This window comes from Arthrobacter sp. BK1 (assembly GCF_056680055.1).
Genome location: NZ_CM155263.1, coordinates 94031 through 112276 on the forward strand (window position 1 = coordinate 94031; position 18246 = coordinate 112276).

General features: G+C 67.7%; 15 protein-coding genes and 1 pseudogene. 7 read left to right on the forward strand and 9 right to left on the reverse strand.

Annotated features, from left to right (window positions below):
• The first annotated feature begins 20 nt into the window (after positions 1-20).
• Positions 21-1280 (forward strand): CaiB/BaiF CoA transferase family protein, encoded by a 1260-nt coding sequence (locus AC1MCA_RS00410; RefSeq protein WP_479800381.1) that lies wholly within the window; start codon positions 21-23, stop codon positions 1278-1280.
• 2 nt (positions 1281-1282) lie between these two features.
• Positions 1283-2800: a carboxyl transferase domain-containing protein gene (locus AC1MCA_RS00415; RefSeq protein WP_479800382.1), complete on the forward strand. Its 1518-nt coding sequence runs from the start codon at positions 1283-1285 to the stop codon at positions 2798-2800.
• Between the two features lie 32 nt (positions 2801-2832).
• Here the strand turns inward: AC1MCA_RS00415 and AC1MCA_RS00420 are convergent.
• Positions 2833-3443 (reverse strand): annotated as a pseudogene (locus AC1MCA_RS00420) (dihydrofolate reductase family protein).
• A 122-nt stretch (positions 3444-3565) separates the two neighbouring features.
• On the opposite strand from AC1MCA_RS00420, the gene AC1MCA_RS00425 reads away from it, so the two are divergent.
• Positions 3566-3967 (forward strand): RidA family protein, encoded by a 402-nt coding sequence (locus AC1MCA_RS00425; RefSeq protein WP_479800383.1) that lies wholly within the window; start codon positions 3566-3568, stop codon positions 3965-3967.
• A gap of 49 nt (positions 3968-4016) precedes the next feature.
• On the opposite strand, the gene AC1MCA_RS00430 is transcribed toward AC1MCA_RS00425, so the two are convergent.
• Positions 4017-5486, reverse strand: a complete 1470-nt coding sequence (locus tag AC1MCA_RS00430; protein WP_479800384.1) for a CotH kinase family protein — start codon at positions 5484-5486, stop codon at positions 4017-4019.
• A gap of 141 nt (positions 5487-5627) precedes the next feature.
• On the opposite strand from AC1MCA_RS00430, the gene nboR reads away from it, so the two are divergent.
• Positions 5628-6254, forward strand: a complete 627-nt coding sequence (nboR, locus tag AC1MCA_RS00435) for a nicotine blue oxidoreductase (RefSeq protein WP_479800386.1) — start codon at positions 5628-5630, stop codon at positions 6252-6254.
• On the opposite strand, the gene AC1MCA_RS00440 is transcribed toward nboR, so the two are convergent.
• The 7 genes from AC1MCA_RS00440 to AC1MCA_RS00470 form a co-directional block, all read right to left on the reverse strand.
• Positions 6251-6904 (reverse strand): uracil-DNA glycosylase, encoded by a 654-nt coding sequence (locus tag AC1MCA_RS00440; RefSeq protein WP_479800388.1) that lies wholly within the window; start codon positions 6902-6904, stop codon positions 6251-6253. The two genes, nboR and AC1MCA_RS00440, sit on opposite strands and share 4 nt — an antisense overlap.
• Before the next feature lie 29 nt (positions 6905-6933).
• Positions 6934-7914: an aldo/keto reductase gene (locus AC1MCA_RS00445; protein WP_479800390.1), complete on the reverse strand. Its 981-nt coding sequence runs from the start codon at positions 7912-7914 to the stop codon at positions 6934-6936.
• 49 nt (positions 7915-7963) lie between these two features.
• Positions 7964-10810, reverse strand: coding sequence for a molybdopterin-dependent oxidoreductase (locus AC1MCA_RS00450; protein WP_479800392.1), 2847 nt, complete (start codon positions 10808-10810; stop codon positions 7964-7966).
• 2 nt (positions 10811-10812) lie between these two features.
• A complete protein-coding gene (locus tag AC1MCA_RS00455; RefSeq protein ID WP_479800394.1) occupies positions 10813-11727 on the reverse strand; it encodes an FAD binding domain-containing protein in 915 nt (304 codons plus the stop codon).
• Positions 11718-12974, reverse strand: coding sequence for an XdhC family protein (locus AC1MCA_RS00460; protein ID WP_479800396.1), 1257 nt, complete (start codon positions 12972-12974; stop codon positions 11718-11720). Before AC1MCA_RS00460 ends, AC1MCA_RS00455 begins: the two co-directional genes overlap by 10 nt.
• 95 nt (positions 12975-13069) lie before the next feature.
• Positions 13070-13564 (reverse strand): nucleoside deaminase, encoded by a 495-nt coding sequence (locus AC1MCA_RS00465; protein ID WP_479800398.1) that lies wholly within the window; start codon positions 13562-13564, stop codon positions 13070-13072.
• Between the two features lie 200 nt (positions 13565-13764).
• A complete protein-coding gene (locus tag AC1MCA_RS00470) occupies positions 13765-14259 on the reverse strand; it encodes a hypothetical protein (RefSeq protein WP_479800399.1) in 495 nt (164 codons plus the stop codon).
• Between the two features lie 108 nt (positions 14260-14367).
• Between AC1MCA_RS00470 and ligD the strand changes: the two genes are divergently transcribed.
• The 3 genes from ligD to aceB all read left to right on the forward strand — a co-directional run bounded on the left by ligD (position 14368) and on the right by aceB (position 18244).
• Complete coding sequence (ligD, locus tag AC1MCA_RS00475; protein ID WP_479800401.1) at positions 14368-15612, forward strand: non-homologous end-joining DNA ligase; 1245 nt, start codon at positions 14368-14370, stop codon at positions 15610-15612.
• A 79-nt stretch (positions 15613-15691) separates the two neighbouring features.
• Positions 15692-16600, forward strand: a complete 909-nt coding sequence (pucL, locus tag AC1MCA_RS00480) for a factor-independent urate hydroxylase (protein ID WP_479800403.1) — start codon at positions 15692-15694, stop codon at positions 16598-16600.
• A gap of 45 nt (positions 16601-16645) precedes the next feature.
• Entirely contained in the window at positions 16646-18244 is a 1599-nt protein-coding gene (gene aceB, locus AC1MCA_RS00485; RefSeq protein ID WP_479800404.1) for a malate synthase A, read from the forward strand.
• The last annotated feature ends 2 nt before the right edge of the window (positions 18245-18246 follow it).

Sequence of the window (18246 nt, forward strand, 5' to 3'; positions counted from 1 at the left end):
TGAAACAGAGGACTACCGCTATGAGCACCGAAGCAACAACGCATACCGAAGGCCCGCTGTCCGGCTACCTCGTGGTTGACCTGAGCCGTGCCCTGGCCGGTCCGCACGCCGGGATGATGCTGGCCGATCTGGGCGCCCGGGTCATCAAGGTGGAAAACCCCGGCACCGGGGATGACACCCGCGGCTGGGGTCCGCCGTTTGTGGGTCCCGAAGATGACCCGCAGGCCACCTATTTCCTGTCCTGCAACCGCAACAAGGAATCCATCGCCCTGGACCTGAAGAGCGACGACGGCCGGTCAGTATTGCGCGAACTGCTGGAACGCGCAGACGTCGTGATCGAGAACTTCCGCCCGGGCGTCCTGGACCGGCTCGGCTTCTCCACTGCGGAAATGCACGCGCTGAACCCGGCACTGGTCATCCTCTCCATCACCGGCTTCGGGCACGACGGTCCCGAATCGCGGCGCAGCGGCTACGACCAGATCCTGCAGGGCGAGGCCGGGCTGATGTCCCTGACCGGTTCGGGGCCGGATGACCCGCAGCGTGTGGGTGTCCCCATCGCCGATCTGCTCTCCGGCATGTACGGCGCGTTCGGCACCCTCGCGGCCCTGCTCCAGCGCGAGCGGACCGGGAAGGGCCAGATCGTCCGCACATCACTGCTCGCGGCACTCATCGGGGTGCACGCCTTCCAGGGCACCAGGACCACGGTCGCCGGCGAGGTACCCCAAGCCCAAGGCAACCATCACCCCTCCATCGCCCCGTACGGGCTGTTCCGCTGCAGGCAGGGCAGCGTCCAGATCAGTGTCGGCAGCGAGAAGCTCTGGCGCACCTTCGCCTCCACCTTCGGGATCGACGCCGCGCAGCCCGAGTTCGCTACGAACGCAGACCGGGTCCGACACCGTGCCAAAGTCATCGAGGTCGTGGAGCAGGCTTTCTCCGAATTCGAAGCCGAGCCGCTGCTGGCCAAGCTCAATGAGGCCGGCATCCCGGCCGGAAAAGTCCGCACCCTGGAGGAGGTCTACGCCTGGGACCAGGTCCACTCCCAAGGTCTCCTGATCGACGTCGACCACAAAATCCTGGGCAACGTCAGCCTGCCCGGCCCGCCGCTCCGGTTCTTCAGCAACGCAGACACGGCGGAAACCACACTCAAGACGCACACCGCACCACCGCTTCTGGACCAGGACGGAGACCGGATCCGGCAGTGGCTCGGGCTGGTGCCGGCAGGAATCGGCAGTGCAGAAGCCCGCTCCGCCGCACCCGCACCTGAACAGGAAGGCCGCTGACCATGCTGACAGAGCAAAAAGCCCGGCCTTTGGACGCCGCCGGACTCATCACCACAGTGCTCGATCCGGACACATACCGGAGCTGGGACGCTCCCGTGGTGGATCCCGATCCCGGCCCCGAATACCGCGGGGAACTGGCGACCGCCCGCGCGAAAACCGGCGTCGACGAGTCCGTCCTGACCGGCGAAGGGCATATCCGCGGCCGCCGCGTCGCCGTGATCGTCAGCGAATTCCGCTTCCTGGCCGGCTCCATCGGGCTGGCAGCTGCCGAACGGATCGTCACCGCCGTCGAACGGGCAACCCGGGAGGGCCTGCCGCTCCTCGCAGGGCCGGCGTCGGGCGGTACCCGCATGCAGGAAGGAACCATCGCCTTCCTGTCCATGGTGAAAATCAGCGCTGCTGTCCGCGCCCACCGCCAGGCTGGACTTCCCTATCTGGTCTATCTCCGGCACCCCACCACGGGCGGAGTCATGGCGTCCTGGGGATCCCTGGGGCACATCACGGTCGCCGAACCCGGTGCCCTGCTCGGTTTCCTCGGTCCCCGCGTCTACGAGGCCATTAACGGAACTCCGTTCCCGGCAAACGTCCAGGTCGCCGAGAACCTCTTCGACAAGGGCCTCATCGATGCGGTGGTCGCGCCCGGCCAGCTGTCCGACGTCGTGGACCGCGCCTTGAGCATTCTGGTCACCGGGCCGCACCGGACGCCCGCGCCGCCGAAGAGTCTTGCGGTGAAAGCGTCCGACGCCGGCGCGTGGGAATCGATCGTGATCTCCCGTAATCCGCGGCGTCCGGACCTGCGGCAGCTCCTCGCCTACGGCGCCAGGGATGTGCTGCCGCTCAACGGCACCGGGCAGGGCGAAAAGGACCCGGGCCTCCAGCTGGCCCTGGCCCGCTTCGGCCAAGAGTCCTGCGTGGTGATCGGCCACACCCGGCCCCGGCCCTCGCAGCAGACTGCGATGGGACCTGCTTCCCTCCGCGAGGCCCGCCGCGGGATGCGCCTGGCCGGGGAACTGGGGCTGCCGCTGCTCACGGTGATCGACACCAGCGGCGCAGCCCTTTCCAAGGAAGCCGAAGAAGGAGGGCTCGCGGGAGAAATCGCGCGGTCCCTGCACGATCTCATCGGACTCAGTTCCCCCACACTCTCCGTCCTCCTGGGCCAGGGTGCCGGCGGGGGCGCACTGGCGCTGCTGCCCGCGGACCGCACCATCGCAGCCCAGCATGCGTGGCTGTCACCGCTGCCCCCTGAAGGTGCCAGCGCCATTGTCCACCGGAACACCGGGTTCGCGCCGGCCATGTCCGAGTCCCAGGGCGTCAACGTCGCGTCCCTCCATGCCAACGGACTGGTTGAGCACATCGTGGATGAACGGCCGGACGCTTCCCGGGAGCCGAAGGCGTTCTGCCAACGGATGGGGCAGGCCATTGAGTACGAGCTGGCCACCTTGTCCAGCGCCGGGATCGACGAGCTGCTGCCGCAACGGCTGGCCAAGTACCGGAGCCTTGGCAGCCAGGGTTTGGCCTAGCGTCGGGGTGCGCTGCGCCCCGGCGCATGTCGTTACGCCGGACCGCTGCCCGGCGGGCCGCTGAGCACGGTGGGGACGTATTCGAGGAGCTGGAGCCGGCCGTCGAACGTCCTGCTGTCCACCATCTTGAGCGCAACGTCCGGATAGCCGTCGTAGATCCGTTCCCGCCCGGTACGGCCGGTGATGACAGGGAAGACTACCAACCGGAACCGGTCAACCAGGCCGGCGGTCAGTAGCGAACGGCAGAGGCTAAGGCTGCCGAGGGTGCTCAAGGGCGCGGTGGCGGTCCGTTTCAACTCCGCCACGGCCGCAACGGCGTCCCCGCTGACCAGTCTCGAGTTGGGCCAGGTCAGCGGCCCTTGCAGGGTGGAGGAGAAGACAACCTTGGGCACAGCGGCCAGGCCGGTCAGGCTGGCACCTTCCTCCTCCGAAAATCCCGGCCCTCCGGCCGCAGCCTCCTCTGACATGCCGGACATCAGCCGGTACGTGTTCGCCCCGAGAAGGAAGGTGTAGCCCTTCTCCCCCTCCTGCTCCAGCCATGCCAGGTATTCGGGTCCCTCCAGCCAGGCCACCCCTCGGCTGAGGCGTACCCGTCAAGGGAGATGATCAGATCGATCATCAGGTCCGCCGATGCGTCGCCCATGACAGCCTCCTCGCCGTTGACAGACGTCAGTGTGCGGGCAATGTTATCGCCGGTCCACGCGTGAGCGCCACAGGAAAAACAGAAGCAGGTCGCCACGGACGCCGCGTGGTGGGACTACAGGCATGGCACCCATCCAGCGCATCCGCCCCGCGGGGCTCGTCTCCAGCCCCGCCTTCAGTCACGTCGCCATCGTGCCGCCCGGCGCGACCACCATCTACGTCGGCGGCCAGAACGCCGTGGATGCCGATGGCGCACTCGTCGGCCCGGGCGACGTAGCGGTGCAGTCCGCCCGCGCCCTCCAGAACGCTAAAACGGCGCTTGCCGCGGCTGGGGCGACCCTCGCCGACGTCGTTCAGTGGACTGTGCTTTTCGTCGACAGCGCCGATCTCGCAGCGGGGTACGGTGCGATCGCCGCGGAACTCGCCTCCGATGAACCGGCCCTGGTGACCGCAGCCCGGGTCACCGGACTGGGTGTGCCTGGCGCGCTCGTGGAGATCAGCGCGGTCGCCGCCGTTCTGCGCTAATGCCCCTGCTTGGCCGAGGGCCGCTGCATCGGAACGGTTCTTCACGTGGTCAGCCTTGCACCTGGTCCCGCAAGGCGTCGGTGCGCTCCTGGATGAACGTACGGAGCGTGTCTGTCTGCTGCGCCAGTTCGGCTTCGGTGAGGTCATCGCTGGAAGGTACGACGGCGGCGATCCGGTCCAGGAGGCCGGCGGCGGTGCCGCTGCCATACAGTTCACCGTAGAGGTCCGCGTAGGCTGCGTCGTACGCGGACTGGAAGGTTTCGGACGCCAAGAACCGTTCCTTAAGTTCGTTGCCGCCTCTGCCCCCGCCTCCCCCGGCGCCAGTACCGGTTCCTGCTTCCACTCCGGCTTCGGTGGCATCCGCACGGGCACCCGCCGGCGGCGCCCCGGCGTCGTCGTTTTCGCCCTGGGGCCGCTGCATTCCGCCGCCTCCCCCGCCGATGGAGACCTCCTCATCAGGGGACGCCGCCGCATTGCCTGTCATTGCCAGGTTCAGGTCCCAGGAAATGACGGAGATCTTCTTGGTTTCGAGGTCGTACCAAAGGTAGTAATTCCGCCCGGGGCCGGCCATATCGTCGCCGTTAACCAGCAGGTTCATGGTGGCGGCATAGCGGGCGAACGATTCCACATCCACCCAATTGGCCAGTTCGGCGTCAAACTCCTCGTCGTTGGCTTCGGAAAGCCACTTGAGGAAATCGACGATGGGCTGGAGGTCCTCGGTGTCCTCCGCATTGAGCTGCTTGAACTGCTCCCCGTAGGTGGCCAGGTCTTCGCCCTGGTACGTGAAGCTGGACTCGGCGTCGGACTTGTACAGAACTGCGGCCGTGTCGAAGAGCGAATCAGCGTAGGCCTCGTCCGGGTTCTCAACCAGCAGCCTGGTCTGAGTGGAACTGCCGTTCACGGAGTAGGTGGTGTAGGCGTAGCGCTGTGTGGCCTGGCCGCTCGCCTCCGTGAGAGCCAGGGCGAGGGCCTCGTTCAGTACGGGCGAGCCGGGCCGCAGCGATATCTGGGTGAGCCCTTCGTAGGCCTGGCCATCAACGTACTTGTCGAAGTCGATCAGCAGCGGCAGCGACTCCGGAACATCGGAGGAGATGCCGGATGAAACCGCCGCCCCGCCACCCCGGGCTCCGTTGCCGTCACCACTGAGGCTGCGCAGGGTCGAGTTGCCTTTGAGCCGCACGCCGATATCGGCGACGAGAGTTCCGTCGATGGTGATGTCCGCCCGGCTCCACTCCTTGGACCCGTCCGCTTCGTAGGCTGCGATGATGCCGGCATAATCCGCCTCGTCCCACGCAATGCTGACCGTATGGGAGGCATCCGGAGCGAAGAGGGTGGACTCCGCCGCCGTGGTTTCTGCCGTCGTGGTTTCTTCCATGGCTGCGACCGCCGGCGCGCCCGTGGGCGCGGCGGAGGTCCCCGCGGCCGACGGGTCCGTGGCCGTGCCCGCGCCGCAGCCGGTCAGGGCAAGCGCGAACGCGATTAGGGAGGACGAGAGAACGGTACGGGGGGTGAGTCGCATTGATCTGCTGCTTTCAAGCTCGGAGTTGGTCAACTCCACCTTTCCGGCCGCACCTGTGCAGTTGCTGTGCCGGACCTCAGCGGGCAGTGTGAGGTTTGGAGCATCCGCTAATCAACCGACAGCGGGCATTAAGGTGTGGTTATGGGGAACACGGCCGAGATCAGCACCACCGGTGTAGTCCTGGCGGCCGGCGCCGGAACGCGGCTGGGGATGGGCCCTAAGGCGCTTCTGCCCTACCGGGGCCGTCCGCTCGTGGAATCAGTCGCTGCGGCCCTGCTCGACGGCGGCTGCAAAGAGGTGGTGGTGGTGCTCGGCGCCGGCGCCCAGGACGTCGCCTCCCTCGCCAGGCTGGACCGCTACCGGACAGTGGTGAATGAGGACTGGCCGTCCGGAATGGGCAGCTCGTTTCTGCTGGGCAACGCCACCGCTGACCCGACGAACCACCTGATGATTGCCCTGGTGGACCAACCCGGTGTCACTTCCCGAACGGTGGGGCGCCTGCTGGCCGCCCACCGTCCGGGCCGGATCACCGCAGCCGCCTACAGCGGCCGGGTCGCTGAAGGAAGTGCGGGCGGAACCGTCCCCCGCGGGCATCCGCTGCTCATCGACGTCGGACTCCGGCCCGCTGTGGCGGCCACCGTGACGGGCGACGCCGGCGCACGCGGCTTCCTGCGTTCCCACCCGGAGCTGGTGAACGACGTGGACTGCGGTGATGAGTCAACGGGCGAGGACATTGACACTCCGGAGCAGCTTCGCCTGCTGGGTTAGTCACTTCCAATTCCGCACAGGAGCAGCCCCTCAAGCCCCTGCTTGAAGCCGGACCGCCCGCCGTGCGCAGGATGCCTGACTTTCGGTGCGTCCAGCCCGTTTCGCACCAGGCTGCGGTGCGCAACATTGCCGACGGCCACGATGGTGTCAATACCAAAAAGCCCCGCCAGCTCCTGCCAGAAAGAAGTTCCGAGGCCCGCTTCCAGAGCCGTCGGCGTGCGGTTGGACAGAGGCCGGCCCGGCACGTGCGTGTGCCACGGACAGGCGCTCCACAACAACGGAAGGAACTGCAGCTCCGCCAGGACGTCCCACATCACGGTTGCCGTCGGCTCGGCCGCCACCTCCACCGCTTCGGCCGGAAGCTCATAGCCTTTTCCGGGCCCGAACAGGCCAAAACTGTTGGCAGGCCCCGCGAGCATGGTGCGGTTGGTGAAGGGGACCCCGGTGATCCTCATGCCCCGGAAACCCGGGGCCTCGCCCAGCAGAAGCACGCGTGGCGTCCGGTCCAGCATCTCCCGCAGATAGATCTCCAGATTCCGGCGGCGCACGGCATTTTCCGGGATGGTGTGATCGAAGAAGTTGGTGCGCCCCGGGGCTGAGGGTGCAGCCGCGAGCCGCTCCACGAACGCGCTGACCGAGGATTGAGTCACTTATCCCCCGATCATGAAGGAAAAGCAGCCTACCAGCGCGGGTGGATTGCCTCGCGGAAGTAGTGATCGTAGATCCAGCGCACACCCTCGTCGAATTCGCCGTTAAGGGAAACATCAGCCGCGGCGGCGTTTGCAGTGGCCTGCTCCACGTTGCGAGCGCCGGGAATCACTGTGGTGACGCCATCCTGCGCGGCAATCCAGGCGATGGCCGCCTGGGCCGTGCCAACACCTTCGGGGACCAGCTGCTCGAACTCGGCCACGGCCTTGAGCCCCAGCTCGTAGTCCACCCCGGAGAAGGTCTCGCCGACGTCGAACGATCCGCCCGTGCGGTTGTAATTGCGGTGGTCATTCTCCGCGAAGGAGGTGTCCTTGGTGTACTTGCCCGAGAGCAGGCCCGAGGCGAGCGGGACCCGGGCGATGATGCCCACGCCTGCAGCTTTCGCCGCGGGCAGGACCTCGTCCAGCGGCTTGAGGCGGAAGGCGTTCAGGATGATCTGGACGGACGCGGTGCCTTCGTGCCTGATCGCCTCGAGGGCTTCATCGGTGCGTTCAACGCTGACTCCGTAGTTGCGGATGGCCCCTTCGGAGACCAGGGTATCCAGGGCGTCATAGACCTCGGCATTGCTGTACACGGCAGTGGGCGGGCAGTGCAGCTGGACGAGGTCCAGTCTGTCCGTGCCCAGGTTCTTCCGCGACCGGTCTACCCACTGGCGGAAGTTGGCCAGGGTGTAGTTCTCCGGCAGCTGGTCCATGCGGCGGCCCATCTTGGTGGCCACGGTGATGTCCAGCCCGGGATTGTCCTTGAGGAACGTGCCGATGGCCTGTTCACTCTTGCCGTCGCCGTAGACGTCAGCCGTGTCGAAGAGCGTGACGCCTGCTTCCACGGAGGCAGCCAGGATGGCCTGCGCCTGTGCCTGGTCCACGTTGCCCCAGTCAGCGCCAAGCTGCCAGGTGCCGAGCCCCACGATCGAGACGTTCCGGCCGGTCTTGCCCAATATGCGCTGTTCCATCCCCCGACTATATGCAACGCGGGGTCAGATCCGGCCCAATTGAGCCGCGTTATTGGGCGTTAAGTGACCCCGCGTTGCTCTGGGAGACCCGGAGCGCGGCATCTTTCAGGCCAAGGTAGATCCTGTCCCGGGCAATGGGCAGCGAGGCGAACCTTACACCGGTCGCATTCCGGATGGCGTTGGCGAGGGCCGGCGCCACGGGGTTGAACGGGCTTTCACTCATGGACTTCGCGCCCAGCGGGCCCAGCTTGTCATTCGTGTCGGCGAAGTACACCTCGCTCCGCGGCACGTCGGCGAACGTGGGGATGTGGTACTGCCGCAGGATGTCCGTGGTGACCCGGCCGGCGTCGTCCACCACCACTTCCTCGTACAGCGCGGCACCCAGCGCCTGCGCGATCCCGCCCTCAATCTGGCCCCGGCACTGCCGGGGATTGACCACCACGCCGGCGTCGGCGGCCTGCACGCTCTGCAGGATCCGCAGCTCCCCCGTACCGCGGTTCACCGCGACGCGGAAACCGTGGACGTTGAACGCCACCGAGCGCGGCGTTCCGCCCCAGCGGCCTTCGGCAGCGAGTTCGACGCCGGCTTCCGCAGCCGCGTGCGCCAGTTCCGCCAGCGGCACGGGGGTTCCCTCGCACACCACCGTGTCGCCGTCGAGGATGCACCCGGAGGACTGAACCTGGCGGATCCCGGCGGCGAAGGCCCGGATCCGGACGGCGAGTTCCTCCGCGGCGGCGAGCGTCGCCTTGCCGGCGACGACGGTGCCGGCGGACCCGAATGCTCCGGTGTCGTGTTCGATCAGGTCCGTGTCGGACTGCCGGATGGCCACCCGGGCAGCGTTGGTGGACAGCGCGGTGGCGGCCAGTTGGGCGTGCACGGTGGTGGTGCCGTTGCCGAATTCGGCGGTCCCGACGTCGGCCTGGTACGTTCCGTCCGGCAGGAGCCGGAGCTTCGAATGGGCGAAGTGCCCGCGCGGCGGCACGGTGTCGATCATGGACAGCGCGGCGCCTTCCCCGGTGACCCAGCCCGGGCCCGGCTGGTCGACGCCCGCGGCGCGGTCCCGTTCCAGGCCACGGTCCAGGGCATCGCGGACCAGATCGAGGCACTGGTCCAGGCCGTAGCTGCCGTAGTGGACGTCCTCCACCGGCTCGGGATGCGTGGACAGCATGTGATCGCCTTCGCGCACCATGTTCCGGCGGCGGAACTCCAGCGGGTCCATCCCGATGCCTATGGCGAGCTCATCCATGGCGGACTCGATCGCGAAAATCATCTGGCTCAGCCCGTAGCCCCGGAAAGCGCCTGACGGGACCGTGTTCGTGTAGACCGCCTGCGCATCCACTTTCTTGTTCCCGCATTTGTACACGCCCAGGGACTCCCCGCAGCCGTGGAACATCACTCCGGGGGCGTGGTTCCCGTACGCGCCGGTGTTGGTCAGGACCTCCAGCTTCAGCGCGGTCAACTCACCGTCCGCGCTGGCACCGGCCTTGAGCCTGATGGTGAACGGATGCCGGGTGGTGGTGGCGGTGAACTGCTCCGTCCGGGTCAGTTCGAGCTGGACGGGCCGGCCCAGCTTCAGGGCAGCGAGGGCCACGATGTCCTCGGTCAGCACTTCCTGTTTGCCGCCGAACCCGCCGCCCACGCGTCCTGCCACCACGTGGACCTGTTCCTCGGGCAGCCCAAAGACCCGGCACAAAGTGCGGCGGACCAGGAAGGGGACCTGGCTGGAGGTTCGGACCTGAAGCCGGCCGTCGCTGTCCACGGAGGCGATGGCAGCGTGGGTTTCCAGTGCCACGTGCTGGACCCGCTGCGTCTGATAGGTCTGTTCGTAAATGAAGCCGGCGGCCGCGAAGCCGTCCTCCACGTTGCCCAGTTCGGAATGGAGTTCGGCCACCACATTCTGGCCGGGCCGGGCGATCCGGGCAGTGGGGCCGTCCTTCTCCCCGTGCACCAGCGGAGCGCTGGGGCGGATGGCCTCCTGCGGGGTGAACACAGCGTCGAGAATGTCGTACTCGACGGCGAGCGCCCGGACCCCCGCTTCGGCGGCCTGGACCGACTCTGCCACGACAGCGGCGACCCGCTGCCCGATGAACCTCACCACGTCATCGAGCACCCGGGTATCGTCCGGGTCGTCGGTGAAGAGCTCGTGCTGGGCAGTGGAGAACATCTGCGTTGGTGCGTCCTGGTGGGTGAAGACCGCCACCACCCCCGGCACGTCCAGCGCCGCCTCGGTGTTGATGCCGATGATGCGGGCGTGGGCGTGCGGCGAGCGCAGGAGTTTCAGATGCAGCAGCCCCGGCAGCTGGTCTGCAGGGACATCCAGGGTGTAGCGCGCGGCGCCGGTGACCACCCCGAGGCTGGCGGGGGCCGGGACGTCGTCACCCATCCCGCCGGGCCGGGGTCCGGGCTGTCCCTCCCCCGCGACTCCCGAGCCCTGACCTACCTGACTTGGATGCCCTGCGTGCCCGCAGACGGCGTCCTCGATGGCCCCGTAACCGGTGCAGCGGCAGAGGTTGCCCTTCAGGTTGCGGGGCAGGTCCTGCTTCTGTTCCTCCGTGAACGTCGCCGCGGTCATCAGCATGCCTGCAGTGCAGAAGCCGCACTGGAAGCCCTGCCGTTCCAGGAACTGCTGCTGGACAGGATGCAGCCCCCCGCCAGCGGCGCCCACCGTTCCGGCCAGTCCTTCAATGGTGGTAACGGCGTGACCTTCGGCCCGGACGGCCGGGTAGATGCAGCTGTGGACCGGGGTGCCGTCAACGTGCACGGTGCAGGCACCGCAGTCACCCCCGTCGCAGCCCTTTTTAACCCCCAGGTTGCCCTGCTCCCGAAGGTACGTCCGCAGGCACTGCCCGGGGCGCGGCCCGGTTTCTGCGGGAATGCCGTTGATCTCGATAGCCATGCTCAGGCCCCTTCCTGCCGGCTGCGGGGAATGCGTGGTGGCCAGAAATCGCCGGATATGTGCATGTCCGGCGCACCCTCGGGCGCAGCGAGCTCGGCGCGGATCTCCTCGGCGAGGCGGTGCGTCATGTCCTTCCGCCAGGCAGGCAGCCCGTGGACGTCGTCGTGGTACATCTCGTCGGAGACCGCGTCGTCCAACGCCGCCGCGAGCTCGGCAGGTTCCGGCAGGTGCCTGAAGCGCAGTTGCACGGGCCGTTTTGTGGCGGCGGTGACGGTCAGCACCAGGGCCGTCCCGCCGTCGAGCCGTCCGATCAGCAGCACGCCTGAGCGTCCCAGATTGCTCAGCGACAGCCGGCGGAACGCCACCCGGGAGACGAGGGCCGACGCCGGGAGGTGGACGCTGCGCAGCAGCTCGCCGGGTGCCAGCGAGGTTGTTCCGTCCCCGGTGACGAGGCTGGCCACCGGGAGGGTGCGGCTGGTGCCGCCAGGGCCGTGGACTGTCGCCACACCGTCGAGCGCGGCGCAGAGGGAGGTCATGGGCCCTGCGGGCAGTGCGGTGCAGATATTCCCGCCCACGGTGGACATGTTCCAGACCTTGAACGATGCCACGAACGAGTCGCAGCACGGCCGGAAGAGGGCCAGGGCGGGCCAGCCGCGCCCGGCCACCTCCTGTGACTCCGGCAGGGCAGACAGCTCGGCCACGGTGCAGGTGGCCGCCAGCTCGAGGCCCGCGTCCGTGACTGTGACGGATGTCCAGCCGGCCGCGCCGAGGTCCAGGAGGCGTTTGAGCGGTTCGGGCCCGAAGGCGTAGCTGCCGTAGGAGAACAGGACGGTGCCGCCGGCAAGCCAGGCGTCGCCGTCACGCCAGTCTGCGGGATCAGTGGTGCGGACCACCGCCTCGATGCTGTTCATGTCCATGCGATCTCCTCCCTGGCGCTGGCGGGGGTGCCTTCGGCGGCAGTGCCAGCAATACCAGTCGCCGGGAGCGCCGTGGACTGGTGGATGGGGCCGGAGGTGTCGCGGAGCGGTGAGCACGCCGGCGTTCCGCTGCGGGATGCGATGAGCTCCGCGGTGACTGAGACGGCAACCTCGGCAGGGGTGACGGCACCGAGGTCCAGCCCGATCGGCGAGTGCAGCTGCGCGATCCGCTTCGGCGGCACCCCAGCGATGAGGAGGTCATCAATGCGCTGGAGGTGGCTGCGGCGGGACCCCATGGCACCTACGTAGGCAAGGTCCAAATCCAGGGCGGTCTCCAGCAACGGAATGTCGAACTTGGGATCGTGGCTCAGGACGCAGGCCACGGTACGCCGGTCGAGCCGGCCTGCCGCCGCTTCCGCCGCGAGGTACCGGTGCGGCCAGTCCGTCACCACGTCGTCGGCACAGCCGAACCGGGCCTGGGCTGCGAACGCGGGGCGGGCATCCACCAGGGTCACGCGGTAGCCCAGGAGTTTGCCGGCGGGGATCAGGGCCGCGCCGAAGTCGTTGGCGCCGAACACCAGCATGCGGGGCGGGGCGAGCCGGCTCTCGACCAGAAGGGTGACCGGTCCTAGCGCGGCTAACGGCGCCGCCGGGTCCACTGGGCAGGTGTCCGCTGTTCCCAGGTGCAGGAGACCGGCCCCGCCGGCTCGGAGCAGGGCTTCGACCCGCGCCGCACGGGATTGGTCTGCGCCGCCTGTCAGGCCCAGCAGCGCGGCGACTTCCGGCGACCCGCCCACAGTGAACGCGTCAGGGTCCAGGATCACGACGGCGCCGCCGCCGGTGTCCAGCCGGCGCACCAGGGCCACGGGGTCCCCCGGGCGGACGGATGCGAGCTGCTCCAGGGCCTGCCGCAGCTGGCGGCCGCGGCCGCCGCAGGCGGGCTCGATGTGGATCTCCAGCTCGCCGCCGCAGGTGAGTCCGGCGGCGAAGGCATCAGCGGCACTGTAGCCGAACGTCCCGTGGCGGGTGCCGCCGTCGTCCATTGCCTCCAGCGCGAGCGCCACCACGGCGCCTTCCACACACCCGCCGGACAGGCTGCCCAGGACATCCCCCGGCCCGGCGACCAGCATCGATGTCCCCACTGGCAGCGGCACCGAGCCTCTCGCCGCAACAATCGTGGCCACGGCGTAGGGCCGGCCGGCCACAGCAGGCGGCCACGAACTGAGCGAAGGTATCAGGTCCAGCATGGCGGCGCTCCTTCTTCCGGAACTGCATTTCTCCGGGAATGCGGTGGTTCCCATATTGTCGTACCCCCGAAGGTGATCAGGGGAACGCCTGCTCCCTAGTAGTCGATCCTTGAGGTGAGGGTGTTCCAGGTGGTGAACGGCTCCAGCGGGGCCGGAGCCTGGGGATCGTTCAGCTCAAGCTTGGCCACCGTCAACAATGCGTCCCTGTCCCGGTTCTCGAAGTATTCGTAGAAAACGGCGTCATCGAAGCCGACGGAGGCCGCGTCATGCCGGTCCGCGGCGAAGACGACCCGCTCGATGCGGGCCCACAGCGCGGAGGCCAGGCACATGGGGCACGGTTCGCAGCTGGTGTACAGGACCGCGCCGGTGAGATCGTGGGTCCCCAGTGCACGGCAGGCTGCGCGGATCGCGGTGACCTCGGCGTGGGCGGTGGGATCGTGGTCTGCCGTGACGCGATTGACGCCGTCGAATGTCCGGCCATCAGCGGTCACGATCATGGCTCCGAAGGGCCCGCCGCTGTTGTGCACGTTTGCCGTAGCCAGCTGGATGGACCGGGCCAGATACTGTTCGGCGGTGAGGGTGGTACTCATGGTGGCTCCCTATGCGAGGAAGCCTGTATCCCGTTGCGGTACCAGTAGGACCAGATGCGACGGTTACCAGGCTTCAGCGTCTGCTGCGAGGTGATGTTGCGCCTGGTAGATAGCTGCCCGGAGTCCGGGTGCCCGCCTTTGGCAATTCCGAGATTAGCACCGGGATGTGGGCTCCGCCACGACGCCGCACCCACGCGTGGTCAGCCGTGTTCCATCCCTGGCCTCCGCAGTCCGCTGTAGGCAACCGCCACCCCTGCCAGGAAAATGGCCACCGCGACGTAGACCGGGCCGAGGTGCCCCAGCGTGGCCAGGCCCCAGGGGTAATGCGCGGGGACGGACACTGCGAGTCCGACTACCGGAACGGTCACCGCCGTGGCGAAGGCCCACCGTTCTCCCCGGCGGACCCCGAACCAGGACAGGCCTGCGATGGCCAGCCCGGTGGCGGCGATGAAGCCGCTGAGCGCAATGTGCAGATGGCTGATGTAGTGGGACAGTTCCGGGCTGAATGCCTCGACCTCGGCCTTCCCCTTGTCCACTTCGTCGGGACCGATGCCCAGCTCCAGGAAGGCACCCGAGAAGTTGAGGACCAGGAAGGCTGCGGCGTACCCCACGAAGGCCAGCCCGGCAATCGTCATCAGAGCGGCCCCGGTCCGGAGGCGGGACTGTTTCTCCTGGCTGGTATGGACGGCAGGCATGGCCACCACTCCCTCTCGTATCAGGCCGATACTCGATAAGAGCTCCCTGACCGGGGGCAATGTCAAGAGTCTCTGGCCCAGCCATCCGATCGTTGCTAGCGTGACGGCATGAACCCGTCGAAGACTCCGGCCGAGATCCTCAGCATTGACGGCAACGAGGTCCGCATCTCGAGCCCGGACAAGATGGTGTTCCCCAAACCCGGGCTGACGAAGCTTGACCTGGTGCGCTACTACCTTGCCGTCGCGGACGGTGCGCTGCGCGGTGCCGGGGGCCGGCCGATGGTGCTCAAGCGCTTCCCGAAGGGCATCGACGCTGAACCGTTCTTCCAGAAGCGCGTGCCCGAGAACCATCCGGACTTCATCGACACCACCACACTCCACTACGCGTCCGGGACCTCAGCCGAAGAGGCGGTCATCCGGGACGCAGCGGGCCTGGCGTGGGTGGTGAACCTCGGCTGCCTGGACCTCAACCCGCATCCGGTCCGCGCCGAAGACCTCGATCACCCCGACGAGCTCCGGGTGGACCTGGATCCGATGCCGGGCGTGGACTGGTCCCAGATCGTGGACGTCGCCTACGTGGCGCGGGAGGTGCTCGACGACGCCGGGCTGGTGGGGTGGCCCAAGACCAGTGGGTCGCGCGGACTCCACATCCTGGTGCGGATCGCGCCGCAGTGGTCCTACCGCGACGTGCGGTTCGCCGCCGAAACGCTCGCCCGCGAGGTCGAAAACCGCGCGCCCGGCCTTGCCACCGCCCGGTGGTGGAAGGAGGAGCGCGGCGAGAGCGTGTTCGTGGACTTCAACCAGAACGCCAAGGACCGCACTGTGGCCTCGGCCTACTCGGTCAGGCCGCTCCCCGATGCCCGGGTCTCGACGCCGCTGACCTGGGAGGAGGTCCGCTCCGCCCGGCCGGAACAGTTCACGGTTCTTACGGTGCCGGGGCGGTTCGCGGACATAGGCGATCCCCACGAAGGGATCGACGACGCCGTCGGCTCACTCGACGGGCTCCTGACCCTGGCGGCCGAACTTGGCCCCGCCGAGAAACCGCCGCGCAGCGGCGACGGCTCCGGCCGCAGGCAGTCGGTGATGCCGCTGATCGAGGTGGCCCGCACGAAGACCAAACCGGAGGCGCTCGCGGCTCTGGAGGAGTGGAAGTCCAGCCACGCGGACGTTGTCCCGGCCCTGCACCCCGCAGACGTGATGGTCGACGGCATGCGTGGCTCCAGTTCGCTCTGGTACCGGGTTCGGGTGAACCTGCAGCACGTCCCCGAACCGGAGCGTCCGCCGCAGGAGGAACTCATCGCCGACTACGATCCGTGGGCCGGCAAGGAGTGGCCGGGCCGCCCTGGGTCCTGACACCGGAAACGCACTGGTAACGCGGCCTTAATGTCACTGCTGGAACGTATGCTCCACAGAGCGGAAGTTGGGAACAGACATGAACAGCAAGATCATCCTCGGAGAGAACCAGTACGGCAAAGCGGAGGTCCGGGTCGTCAAAATCACCCGCGATACGGAACGCCACGAGATTGAGGATCTGAACGTCACCTCGCAGCTGCGCGGCGATTTTGCGGCGGCCCACCTTGAGGGCGACAACGCCCACGTGGTGGCCACAGACACCCAGAAGAACACCATCTATGCGTTCGCCCGCGAGGGCATCGGCTCCCCCGAAGCCTTCCTCCTGCGCCTCGGAGAGCACTTCACCTCCAATTTCGACTGGGTCAGCGGCGGCCGCTGGGAAGCCGAGTCCTACAGCTGGGACCGGATCCACGCCCATGGCACCGAACACGATCACTCCTTTGTGCGCAACGGCCAGGAAGTCCGGACCGCCGTCCTGGTCCTTGACGGCGCGGCCAGCCACCTGATCTCCGGGCTGACAGACCTGACAGTATTGAAGACCACCCAGTCCGGCTTCGCCGGGTTCGACAGGGACATATACACCACCCTCCCGGAAACCACCGACCGTATCCTCGCCACCGACGTTTCCGCCCGCTGGCGCTACCGGACCGGGACCGACTTCAGCACGCTGGACTTCAACAAAAACTACGACGACGTCAAGGCCCTCCTGCTCGAAGGCTTCACGGAGAAGTACTCCCGCGCCCTGCAGCAGACCCTGTTCGACATGGGCACCAAGGTCCTGGAAGCGCAGGGCGGCATCGAGGAGATCAGGTTCTCCATGCCCAACAAACATCACTTCCTGGTGGACCTCTCCCCGTTCGGCCTCGACAACCCCAACGAGGTCTTCTTCGCGGCCGACCGCCCCTACGGCCTGATCGAGGCTACCGTCCAGCGCGACGACGCCACCCCGGCGCCCGTCGCCTGGTCAGGGATCGCCGGCTTCTGCTGAGTTAGATTAGCCCCAGCGTCTTCGCAGCCAACGAAAGGACCAGCAATGGCCATCACTGTTACAGACCCCCGGCCGACCGACCGCGCGGAGGAGATCCTGACCCCGGAGGCGCTGGCGTTCATCGAAGAGCTCCACACCCGCTTCGCCGGCACCCGCGATGAGCTTCTTGCCGCCCGCGCGGTCAAGCGGCAGCGGGTCGCGGAGACCGGCAAGCTGGACTTCCTCCCGGAGACACGGGCAGTGCGCGACGGCGACTGGAAAGTTGCGGAGGCGCCTGCGGCACTGCAGGACCGCCGGGTTGAGATGACCGGCCCGGCCTCCCCGGCCAAAATGGCCATCAACGCCCTGAACTCCGGGGCTAAAGTGTGGCTTGCCGATCTTGAGGACGCGTCCACGCCCACGTGGGGAAACGTCGTCGATTCCATCCTGAACCTCCGCGACGCCGCGAACGGAACCCTGAGCCACACCTCGGCCGAGGGCAAGGAATACACCCTCCGCACCGACGCCCCGCTGGCCGTGGTGGTGGCCCGCCCGCGCGGCTGGCACTTCCCCGAGAAGCACGTGATGATCGACGGCGAACGTGCCGTCGGCGCGCTGGTGGACTTCGGCCTGCACTTCTTCCACGTGGCCCGGCCGCTCATAGAGAACGGCCACGGCCCGTACTACTACCTGCCCAAGATGGAGAGCCACCTCGAGGCCCGGCTCTGGAACGAGGTCTTTGTCTTCGCCCAGGACCACCTCGGCATCCCACAGGGCACCATCCGCGCCACGGTACTGATCGAGACCATCCCCGCCGCGTTCGAAATGGACGAGATTCTGTACGAACTGCGGGACCACGCCTCCGGCCTGAACGCCGGCCGCTGGGACTACCTGTTCAGCATCATCAAGTACTTCCGCGACGCCGGCGAACAGTTTGTGCTCCCGGACCGCGCTTCAGTGGTCATGACCGCCCCCTTCATGCGCGCCTACACCGAACTGCTCGTCAAAACCTGCCACCACCGCGGCGCCTTCGCCATGGGCGGCATGGCCGCGGTGATCCCCAACCGCAAGCAGCCCGAGGTCACCGAGGCCGCCTTCGCCAAGGTCCGCGCGGACAAAACCCGGGAAGCCACCGACGGTTTCGACGGCTCCTGGGTGGCCCACCCCGACCTCGTCCCGACCTGCCAGGAAGTCTTCGACGCCGTCCTCGGGGACAACCCCAACCAGCTCGGCAAGCAGCGCCCCGAGGTTGCGGTCACCGCGGACCAGCTGCTGGACATCGCCTCCGCCGGCGGCCAGGTCACCGAAGCCGGGCTGCGCCTGAACCTGTACGTCGCCGTCGCCTATACCGCCGTGTGGCTCTCCGGCAACGGCGCCGTGGCCATCCACAACCTCATGGAAGACGCCGCCACCGCAGAGATCTCCCGCTCCCAGGTCTGGCAGCAGATCCGCAACAAATCCGTCCTGGCCGACACCGGAAACACCGTCACCCGGGAACTGGTGGAGCAAATCCTGGCCGAGGAAACCGAACGGCTCCGCAGCGAGGTCGGCGAGGAGGCGTTCATGGGCTACTACGAACCTGCCAGCCACCTGATCAAGGACATCTGCCTGTCCCAGGACTACACAGACTTCCTCACCACCCCGGCCTACGAGCTGCTGGACTGAGG